Annotated in this window: 3 protein-coding genes and 1 tRNA gene; all 4 read right to left on the minus strand. The window is 46.9% G+C overall.

Annotated features, from left to right (window positions below):
• Nucleotide 1: 1 nt before the first annotated feature.
• The 4 genes from MJX74_RS21420 to murB all read right to left on the minus strand — a co-directional run bounded on the left by MJX74_RS21420 (nucleotide 2) and on the right by murB (nucleotide 2876).
• Nucleotides 2-77, minus strand: a tRNA-Thr gene (locus tag MJX74_RS21420).
• Nucleotides 78-188: 111 nt separating this feature from the next.
• Entirely contained in the window at nucleotides 189-884 is a 696-nt protein-coding gene (locus tag MJX74_RS21425; protein WP_240225059.1) for a type III pantothenate kinase, read from the minus strand.
• 1 nt (nucleotide 885) lies between these two features.
• Nucleotides 886-1869: a bifunctional biotin--[acetyl-CoA-carboxylase] ligase/biotin operon repressor BirA gene (gene birA, locus MJX74_RS21430; protein ID WP_240225060.1), complete on the minus strand. Its 984-nt coding sequence runs from the start codon at nucleotides 1867-1869 to the stop codon at nucleotides 886-888.
• Nucleotides 1866-2876, minus strand: coding sequence for a UDP-N-acetylmuramate dehydrogenase (gene murB / locus MJX74_RS21435; RefSeq protein WP_240225061.1), 1011 nt, complete (start codon nucleotides 2874-2876; stop codon nucleotides 1866-1868). The genes birA and murB overlap by 4 nt, the downstream gene beginning before the upstream one ends.
• Between the last annotated feature and the right edge of the window lie 175 nt (nucleotides 2877-3051).

The raw sequence follows: 3051 nt of genomic DNA on the forward strand, positions 1-3051 counted from the left end.
ATGGTGCCGCTTATCCGAGTCGAACGGATGACCTACTGATTACAAGTCAGTTGCTCTACCAACTGAGCTAAAGCGGCACTACGTCAGTGGGTGCGAATTCTAGTGGAATGCCCTAAGTCGTGCAACAGAAAAAACCAAAAAAGCGTTAATTTCCTGCCTAAGCGCTCACAAAGTGCGCAAACAAGCCATTACATGTCGATATAACGCGCCAGTCCATGGAAAATCAGCAAAGGTTCTACAACAATAGGTAAATCTGACAGATAAGATTTAAGAAACTTACTGTCGCCTCCGGTTAACACTAACTTGTTACACGGTGTTTGCTGCCATGCCAACCTGATTGCGCCTAAAACTGCGGCTAAACAACCATTTTGTAAACCTGTCACTGTGTCAGCCCCCGGCTCCAACCGACCGTTAAACATTTCAGAATTAAACACCCTGGCGGTGTTCTTCACCACCGCTTGCTGTTGCATCTTGAGCCCAGGAATAATCCAGCCACCACCATGCCGGCCATCCTGCGCTAACCAATCAATAGTTACGGCAGTACCAGCGTCTACTATTAATGTGTTTTGTGACGGAAACAGTAACTGCGTACCAAGCATTGCCAGCCAACGATCTACTCCCAACATTTGTGGCTGCTGATAACTATTACTGACACCGCAAGCTTTTGCTTCAGAATATACCTGACGCCAGGGTAAATGGCCCAAACCCAGCTGCTGTTTAATCGCAGCAACTTTTTCTTGTGAGGCGACACTGGCAAAGTACACCGCTTTAATTGGCAATTTGGCCAGATTATCGGGTGCCAGTTGCGGCAAAGCCGTAACTTTACCACTTTTTATCAGTGCGGCTTTCTCCCGGGTATTACCGATATCCAGTAACAAATACACACTAATCTCCCGCACGCAAACTAAGTTCGCCACCGAAATAGGCTTGTACACCTGCAGCCGTTTCAATCAATAAAGCACCTTGCTGATCTACACCGAGGCAAATGCCCCTTATCTCAGTATTGCCAATTAACTTTACCGTCTTATCACGGTACTGATTATACTGATTAAACTCATCAACAAAGCTACTAAAACCGGTATGGCTAAACTGGGTAAGTAGTGTCATTAGTTGTTTTTGTAACAATACTACCAGTAGGTTGCGTTCAATCACTTGGCCAGATGCTATGGTCAAGTCGATATATTTTTGATCTATATTGCCCAGCGCCTGCTGCGGCAGACGAATATTCATGCCAATACCGATGATAACATCACAGCCGGCATGGGCTTGCCCTGCCAGCTCTACCAAAATACCGCACAACTTTTTACCATCTATATATACATCATTTGGCCACTTAACCTTAGCATCAACCTGATACTGCTGTTTTAACAACCTGGCTATGGCTATGGCAACTACCAAACTTAATCCCATTGCCGCCTGAATCCCTTGTTCCAGTCGCCAATACATAGAGAAATATAGACTGGCAGCAAAAGGCGAATACCAATTACGGCCCCGCCGGCCTCTTCCTGCAGTTTGCGCTTCCGCTACTAAGGTATAACCGAGCTCATTTACCAAACCATCCTGCACTTTTTGCATCAACTGGCTGTTGGTTGAATCAGTAATATTTTGCACCAAAATATCGGCGCCGCTGCTCTGGCGCAACTGACTTATCTTCGCCGCATCGAGTAACGTAAGTGACTCAGCCAGGCAATAACCACGGCCTCTCACTTTATATATATCCAGCCCAAGTTGTTGTAGTTGCTGAATATGGTTTGCAATAGCGGTACGACTTAAGCCCAAGGTTTCTGCCAATACCTGGCCAGATTGAAATTCGCCATGGCTTAAGGCGCTGAGCAATTGGCGCTGAGTCACTAAACTGGCTTTGCTCATCTGAATGACTGTCCGGCGCTATTTAACATACGTACTTCAGGCTCTAACTCAATACCATAAGTAGTGAACACTTGCTGCTGAACGGCAGTAATAAGCTGCTCTAACTCAGCGGGCGTGCCGGCTCCATGATTTACCACAACCAGCGGCTGTAACTTATAGCAACCCACGTCACCGTAACGCTTACCCTTAAAGCCTTGCTGCTCTATCAACCAAGCAGCCGGAACCTTTACGCTATCATCGGCTTGGGTAAACCCTGGCATATCAGCATATTTTGCTTTCAGTTCAATATATTGCTGTTTCGCAACAACCGGATTTTTAAAAAAGCTACCACAATTAGCCAGCACCTCCGGGTCAGGTAATTTACTGCTACGCACTGCAATAACCTGACTAAAGATAGTATCGATCGTTGCGTCAGAAGCCAGATGATCAAGCCCTTTATAAGCTAACACCCGTGCAGGTTGTTGACTCAGGCATAGTCCCACCGCAGTAATAATACCTTTACCTGTGAGGGCATGCTTAAACACGCTGTCTCGGTAACCAAACTTGCAACGACCTGCAGCAATACGCTGCATCTTACGCTGCTGCCAGTGGTAAAAATCCACATATAAACAGCTGTCTGCCAGCTCAACGCCATAAGCACCGATATTTTGCACCGGCGCGGCACCGACTGAACCTGGGATTAGTGCCAGGTTTTCTATCCCCCACAGCTGCTGTTCAACTGTCCAGTTGACCAACTGATGCCAGTTATGACCTGCTTCCACGTGTATTAACACATGCTGCGGATCCAAATGTGTAACAGTTTTGCTGTCGGCGACAAAACGACATACAGGTGCGCTCAGGTCCTGCATAAAAATGGTATTGCTGCCCTCACCCAACACAACAGGAGTTGTATCGGAATCGAAGCTCTCCAGCTCAGCAACAGAACCAAACTCGATAACTGATGCCAGCTGAGCATTAAAGCGGAAAGTAGAGTACGGGACTGCAGAAATATTAGTCAAAGTGCGCATGATCAGGCCAGTTAACGCGAATACCGCTATTGTAATGATGTGGTTGACGAAGCGCAAAGCAAAAAAGCCCGACTCTTGCGAGACGGGCTTGTTTACGTATTGGGAGCCTGGCGGTGAACTACTCTCGCATAGCGAATGCTACACTACCATCGTCGCAGCTGCGTTTCACTTCTGA

It is taken from the genome of Rheinheimera hassiensis, assembly GCF_022436675.1.
Taxonomy (GTDB): Bacteria; Pseudomonadota; Gammaproteobacteria; order Enterobacterales; family Alteromonadaceae; genus Alishewanella; species Alishewanella hassiensis.

Excerpts from the sequence above, each read along its gene's own strand:
- birA (WP_240225060.1), bottom strand. The coding sequence starts at position 1,869 with ATGAGCAAAGCCAGTTTAGTGACTCAGCGCCAATTGCTCAGCGCCTTA.
- murB (WP_240225061.1), bottom strand. The coding sequence starts at position 2,876 with ATGCGCACTTTGACTAATATTTCTGCAGTCCCGTACTCTACTTTCCGC.